General features: G+C 75.0%; 4 protein-coding genes and 2 pseudogenes. 5 read left to right on the forward strand and 1 reads right to left on the reverse strand.

Features of this window, described 5'->3' with window-relative positions; genetic code table 11:
* From N4P33_RS30585 to N4P33_RS30605, 5 genes and pseudogenes are all read left to right on the forward strand, one after another.
* On the forward strand, positions 1–926 hold a 926-nt coding region (locus N4P33_RS30585), incomplete at its 5' end, for an exopolysaccharide biosynthesis polyprenyl glycosylphosphotransferase (RefSeq protein WP_260830190.1).
* A gap of 6 nt (positions 927–932) precedes the next feature.
* Positions 933–2,276 carry an O-antigen ligase gene (locus N4P33_RS30590; protein ID WP_260830191.1) on the forward strand — a complete coding sequence of 448 codons (1,344 nt, stop codon included), beginning with the start codon at positions 933–935 and terminating at the stop codon, positions 2,274–2,276.
* A complete protein-coding gene (gene murJ / locus N4P33_RS30595; protein WP_260830192.1) occupies positions 2,273–3,991 on the forward strand; it encodes a murein biosynthesis integral membrane protein MurJ in 1,719 nt (572 codons plus the stop codon). The genes N4P33_RS30590 and murJ overlap by 4 nt, the downstream gene beginning before the upstream one ends.
* Positions 3,975–4,748, forward strand: coding sequence for a polysaccharide deacetylase family protein (locus tag N4P33_RS30600; RefSeq protein WP_260830193.1), 774 nt, complete (start codon positions 3,975–3,977; stop codon positions 4,746–4,748). Before murJ ends, N4P33_RS30600 begins: the two co-directional genes overlap by 17 nt.
* 1 nt (position 4,749) lies before the next feature.
* Positions 4,750–5,883, forward strand: a pseudogene (locus N4P33_RS30605) (glycosyltransferase); the annotation flags it as partial.
* Positions 5,884–6,301: 418 nt separating this feature from the next.
* Here N4P33_RS30605 and N4P33_RS35595 read toward each other — a convergent pair.
* Positions 6,302–6,833 (reverse strand): annotated as a pseudogene (locus N4P33_RS35595) (hypothetical protein); the annotation flags it as partial.

Below are 6,833 nucleotides of genomic sequence, written 5' to 3' on the forward strand. Positions count from 1 at the left end.
TCGTGATCGGGCCGCCGGCGACCGCGCAGCGCGTGGCCGCCGGCGTGCTGCGTCACCCGCGCTGCGGGGTGCGGCCGGTCGGGATCGTCGCCGACCAGCCGGACGGCGGCGAGGGGATCCCGGTGCTGCGGACCGGCGAGGAGGTCGAGCGCGCGATCATCCAGAACGGGGTCCGGACGGTGCTGGCCGTGCATCCCTCGGTACGCGCCGACCAGGGGCCGCTGCTGCGCACGCTGGCCGAGTCGGGCTGCGAGATCTGGGAGGTGGACGCCGGGACACCGGCGTACCCGGCGGGTGAGCGGCTGGCCGGGTTCCCCTGCCGGCGGCTGGACCTCTCCCCGGCGCGGGCGGGCAGCGTGGGCAAGCGGGTCCTCGACATCCTGGTGTCGGGGACGTTGCTGCTTCTGGTCAGCCCCCTGCTGCTGGTGTGCGCGCTGACGCTGCGCATCTGCGACGGGCCCGGGGTGGTGTTCCGCCAGGAGCGCATCGGGCGCGACGGTGAGCCGTTCACGCTGCTGAAGTTCCGCACGCACCGGCCGGTCGACGAGCACGAGTCGGCGACGCGGTGGAGCGTGGCCAACGAGAACGAGATGCGCCGCTTCTGCCGCATGCTGCGGCGCACCTCGCTGGACGAGCTGCTCCAGTTGTGGAACGTGCTCCGGGGCGACATGAGCCTGGTCGGGCCGCGCCCCGAACGCCCGTACTTCGTGGCGCAGTTCAGCCAGACCTACCCCGGTTACGCGGCCCGGCACCGGATGCGGACCGGCATCACCGGCCTCGCTCAGATCCACGGGCTGCGCGGCGACACCTCGATCGAGGACCGCGCCCGGTTCGACAACGCCTACATCGACGACTGGTCGCTGTGGCAGGACGTCTGCATCCTGCTGCGCACCGCCGCCACGCTGGTCCGGCCGACGGGGAGCTGACAGAACGTGCGTCACGCCCTCCCCCCGCTCCCGCGCCGGGCGGCCGCCTGGGTGCCGGTGCTGCCCCTGGCGGCGGTGGTCGCCCTGCTGGCCGTGCCGCACACGGGGGACGGTGCCGGGCCCGCGGACGCGGTCTCCGGGCTGCTGGTGGTGTACTGCGTGATCCTGCTGCTGCGGGATGGGCGGCGCCCGCTGTCGCCCGTCGCGGCGCTCGTGCTCGGCCTGCCGGTGGTGGGGCTGGCGCTCGCCGCCATGGGGGCGTCCTCGGCGGCGGACGGGCTCACCGGTCTCGGCCGCTATCTGCAGATCTTCGTGCTGGTCCCGGCGGCCGTGCTCGTCCTTGTCCGGCATCGGGCCGATTTGCGGGTGCTGGCCTGGGCGTTCGTGGCGCTCGCGGGGTGGCAGGGGGCGCTCGGCGTGCACCAGTACGTCACCGGCACCGGCGCCTCGTACCAGGGCGAGCCGATCCGGGCGGTCGGCACGTTCGGGGCACAGGACGTGATGGGCATGGCCTCGGTGGTCGGACTCGGCGTGGTGTGCGCGGTGGGGCTCGCGCTGGGGCGTGCGCCGCTCGCGCACCGGGTGACGGCGGCGGGCTGTGCGGTGGGGCTGCTGCTGCCGCTCGCGCTGTCGTTCAGCCGGGGCGCCTGGATCGCGACGGCGCTGACCTGCGCGGCGCAGCTGGCGCTGGCCGGGCTGCGGCGGGCGGTGAAGGTGGCCGCGGCCGTGGTCGCCGCGGGGGTCGTCCTCATGGGGGGCTTCGGGGTCGGTACGGCGCAGTTGCAGGAGCGCATCGGCAGCATCGGCCAGGTCGCCGACGCGCCCGACCAGTCCGTCGTCGACCGGTACGCCCTGTGGGCGTCCGCCACCGGCATGTGGCGCGAACGCCCGCTGACCGGCGTGGGATTGAAGAGCTTCCCGGAGTACCGCGACGGGCACGCCACGCTGGCGCTGTCGTCGGGCAGCGACATCGAGGGCGCGGGCGAGGCGTACCACCGGCAGGCGCTGCTGTCGCCGCACAGCATGTATCTGCTGGTGCTGAGCGAGCAGGGCCTGATCGGGCTGCTCACCCTGTGCGGCGGCTGGCTGGCGCTGCTGGTGTGCGGTCTGCGCAGGCTGCTGTGCGTCCGCCGCCGCGGCCCCGGCCTCGACTGCGGCCTGATCGCCTGCGGCCTGCTGATCTGGCTGCTGACCGACTTCGTGTACGGCGACATCGGCGGCCCGTCGACGGTGCTCACGGCCATGGCCCTGGGCCTCACGGCGTGGTGGGCGCTGGCCCGGGAGCCGCACGGTGACGCGACACCGCGCGACGCGGCGAGCGCCCGCATCGAGGAGGCCGTGTCCCGATGACGGTGGTCCCTTCACGAAGTCCCGGCAGGAAAACGGACGACAGGTCCCCGGCCGACGCCGCGGGACCCGTCGTACCGGCGGCGCGGGGCGCGGAAGCCGGCGGTGGTGCCGAGCAGGCGGCGGCCTCGGGGAAGTTCCTCCGCCGGGCCACGCTCGTTACCGCGGTGCTGTCCGTCGGCGGGTCGTTGCTGGGGCTGGTGCGGGATCAGTCGCTGGCGCGGCTGTTCGGGGCCGGGAGCGACACGGACGCGTTCCTGGTGGCGTGGACCGTGCCGGAGGTGGCGGCGACGCTGCTGATCGAGGACGGGCTGGCGATCGCGCTGATCCCGGCGTTCAGCATGGCGCTGGCCCGCCGCGCGCGGGGCGTGCCGGGTGATCCCGTGCGGGCGCTGGTCGCCGCCACGCTGCCGCGGCTGTGCCTCGCCTTCGCCGCCGTGGCCGCGCTCGTCGCCGCCGCGGCTCCCCTGCTGGTACGGGCGCTCGCCCCCGGGCTGCCCGACCCGCGCCTCGCCGTCGACTGCACCCGGCTCACCGCGATCAGCCTGCTCGCCTTCGGTCTCGCCGGGTACTGCAGCGCCGCCCTGCGCGCCCACCGCAGCTTCGTCGCGCCCGCGGCGATCTACATCGCGTACAACACCGGGATCGTCGCCGCGATGTTCCTGCTGGGCGACGCGTGGGGCGTGCGCTCGGCGGCGGTCGGGGTCGCGATCGGCGGCGTGCTCATGGTGGTGGTGCAGCTGCCGTCGCTGTGGCGGCATCTCACCTCCCCTACGTCCACGATCGTCGACGCCCCCACGACCGGCGACGACCCCCGCGAGCAGTCCGTGCGGCTCGCGCTGATCGCCGCCGTGCTGCTGTTCGCCCTGTGCCGTCAGTCGCAGGTGCTCGTCGAGCGTTTCCTCGCCTCCTCGCTGCCCGCCGGGGCCATCTCGCACCTCAACTACGCGCAGAAGGTCGCGCAGATCCCGATGACGCTGTCGCTGATGGTGTGCACGGTCACCTTCCCCGTGGTGGCGCGGGCGCTCGCGGACGGCGACACCGAGCGGGCCCGCCGCCGTGTGGAGCGGGACCTCGTGCTGGCCTCCTGCGTGGTGCTGCTCGGCATGTGCGCGGTGCTGGCCTGCGCCCCGCAGATGATCGAACTGCTTTTCCAGCGCGGCGCGTTCACCGCGAGCGACACGGTGGCGACGGCGGACGTCATGCGTGTGTACGCCCTCGGGCTCCTTGCCCAGACCCTGGTGGGCGCCCTGGTCCGCTCCTACTTCTCGGCGGGCCGTCCCTGCTGGTACCCGCTCGCGGTGATGTTCGCGGGCGTGGTCGCCACCTCCCTGATCGGCGCCGTGACCGTACGCCCGTGGGGGGTGGCGGGGATCGCCGCCGCCAACGCCTTCGGCATCACCGTCACCGCCGCCCTGCTGCTCGCCGGTCTGCGCTCGGGCCGGCGCGGCGGCAGCCCGTACGGCGTCTCGATCCGGTTGAGGAAGGTCCTCGCCGAGCTGAGCAGGCCCGTGCTGGCCGCGGCCGTCGCGACCGCCGCCGGCACGTTCGTCGCGAGCCGTCTCGAGTCCCCGGCGGCGGGTCTGGCCGCCGGCTGTCTGACCGTCACCGCTGTCTTCGTCTCCCTCGCCTGGGCCCTCGGCATCCAGGGCTTCGTATCCGCACTGCGCCCCCTGCGCGCCGTCACACGAAAGCTGAGTCATGGCCGCTTCCGTTGATTCCGTCAGCACCGACAGACCCGGCAGACCCTCCGCCCCCCACCGGGGGCCCGTTCCGTGGGTCGCCATGTACCACTCCGTGGGCGACTGCTCGGACGATCCGTACCGCATCACCGTCACGCCCGAGCGGCTCGGCCGGCAGCTGGCCTGGCTGCGCCGGCACGGGCTGCGCGGCGTGTCCGTGGCCGACCTGCTCGCCGCCCGCGCCCGCGGCGAGGGCCGCGGCCTGGTCGGGCTCACCTTCGACGACGGCTACGTCGACTTCCTCACCGGCGCCCTGCCGCTGCTGCGCCGCTGGAACTGCGGCGCCACTCTCTTCGTGCTGCCCGGGCGGCTCGGCGGCGACAACGCCTGGGACCCGCTGGGCCCCCGCAAGCCGCTGCTGACCGCGGCCGGCATCCGGCAGGCGGCGGAGGAGGGCGTGGAGATCGGGTCGCACGGGCTGACCCACGTCGACCTGACCAAGGCGGACGAGCTCACCCTCAAGTCGGAGGTCGCCGAGAGCCGCGCGCTGCTGACGGAGCTGACCGGCGCGCCCGTCGACGGCTTCTGCTACCCGTACGGCACGGTCGACCCGCGGGCCGTCCAGGCGGTGGCCGAGGCGGGCTACCGCTACGCCTGCGCCATCGACCCCGGCCCGCTGACCGGTCCGCTCGCGCTGCCGCGCGTCCACATCGGCGAGAACGACACGGCCTGGCGGATGTTCCTCAAGTTCCGGCTGCACCGGCTGCGCCGCCGGCCGGCGAAGGGGCTGTGACATGAGGGCCCTGCACATCATCACCGGCCTCGGCGTCGGCGGCGCCGAGCAGCAGCTGCGGCTGATGCTGCGTCACCTGCCGGTCGACTGCGACGTGGTGACGCTCACGAATCCCGGCGCGGTCGCCGACGGCCTCACCGCGGACGGGGTCCGTGTCACGCATCTCGGCATGCACGGCAACCGCGACCTCGCCGCGCTGCCCCGCCTGGTCCGCACCATCCGTGCGGGCCGCTACGACCTGGTGCACACGCACTTGTACCGGGCCTGCGTGTACGGCCGGCTCGCCGCGCGGCTGGCGGGGGTGCGGGCGGTCGTGGCCACCGAACACTCCCTCGGCGACACGCAGATGGAGGGCCGCCGGCTGACGCCCGGGGTGCGCGCGCTGTACCTCGCCAGCGAGCGGCTGGGCTCGGCGACGGTGGCGGTGTCCGCCGCGGTCGCCGACCGGCTCAAGCGCTGGGGGGTGCCCGCGCCGCGCATCGAGGTCGTCCCGAACGGCATCGACCTGGACGGCTTCCGGTTCGACGCGGAACGCCGTGCGAGCACCCGGCGCCGGCTCGGTCTGCCCGAGGACGCGTTCGTCGTCGGCGGCATCGGCCGGCTCACCCCCGGCAAGCGGTTCGACGTGCTCGTCCGGGCGCTCACACGGCTCCCGGAGGACCACTGGCTGCTGCTGGTCGGCGGCGGCCCCGAGGAGCACGTCCTGCGCCGCACGGCCCAGGAGGCGGGTGTGGCGGGCCGGGTGCTGTTCACCGGCGAACGCCCCTACGTCCCCGACGGCTCGCCCGGTCCCGATCTGCCGTCGCTCACCTCGGCGATGGACCTGTTCGCCTCCCCGTCCCCGGACGAGGCCTTCGGCCTGGCGGCGGTGGAGGCGCTGGCCGCGGGCCTGCCGGTGCTCTACGCCGCCTGCCCGGCGATCGAGGACCTGCCCGAGTCGGCCGCCCCGGGCGCCCGGCGGGTACGCGGCGGACCCGAGGAGTACGCCCGCGCGATCACCGAGGCACGCGCGGCGGGCCCCCGCCCCCGCACGGCCCCGGAGGCCGCACACCGCTACAGCATCACCCGCAGCGCGACCCGCCTGCTGGACGTCTACGCGGCAGCCGTCGCCGGCCCCGGGGCCACACCGCCCGGACAGCCGCCGGTCGCCGCGGCCCGCCTGCTGGACGTCCACGCCACAGCCACCGCCGGACCCGAAGCCCCACCGCCCGGGCCGCCGCCGGTCGTCGGCCCGCTGTCCGAGTCCGCCTCGTCGTCCCCGGTGGACGCAGTGGCCGTGTCCGGCCCGCCGACCCTGCCGGGCCCCGCGTCCGGACCCGGCCTTGCATCGGCGCCCTCCCGCTCGTCGGGCGCGGGCGCCTCGTCCGCCTCATCCATCTCTTCTCTCGGAGCAAGCCCCTCATGACCGACTCCCCGACCCGTCAGCGCCGTCTGCCCCTGGCTCGTGTCAGGGCGCTGCCGTCCTGGTCCGTGCTCGCGGCCGGCACCCTTCTCGGCGGTCTGCTCGGCGGCACGTACGGTCTGCTCACGCCCACGACGTACACGGCCACCAGCTACGTCGTCGCCGTGCCGACCTCGAAGTCCACCCCGGACGCCGCCCGTGGCTTCGCGCAGGCGTACGGCCGGGTGGCGACACAGCTGGCGGTGCTCGGGGACGCACAGGTGTGGGCGGGGGTGCCGGTGCGGACGCTGCAGGACAGCGTGCGCGCGGCGACCTCGCCGGACGCGCCGATGGTGGCGCTGTCGGCCACCTCCTCGCAGCCGGGCCGGGCCGTCGACATGGCCAACGCAGTCTCGCGGGCCCTGACCCAGCACGCGGAGCACAGCCGGGACAGCACCCAGGTGCGGCTGGTGCAGTTCTCGCGTGCGGTCTCCAGCGCCAGGTCCGAACCGGCCCGGCCCATCGCGACCCCGGTGTGGGCGGCAGCCAGCGCGGGAGCGTCATTGACACCGTCGCCGACGACCAGCACCCTGCGCCCGCCGGCTCCACACGTACTCCCAGACAGCACGTCGTTGCGGCGAAGCTGTCGATCGCCGCCTCGGCGGAGTCGTACGGCGGGCACGGGACGCCGAACTTGTCTTCGT

It is taken from the genome of Streptomyces sp. 15-116A (genome assembly GCF_025290915.1).
Taxonomy (GTDB): domain Bacteria; phylum Actinomycetota; class Actinomycetes; order Streptomycetales; family Streptomycetaceae; genus Streptomyces.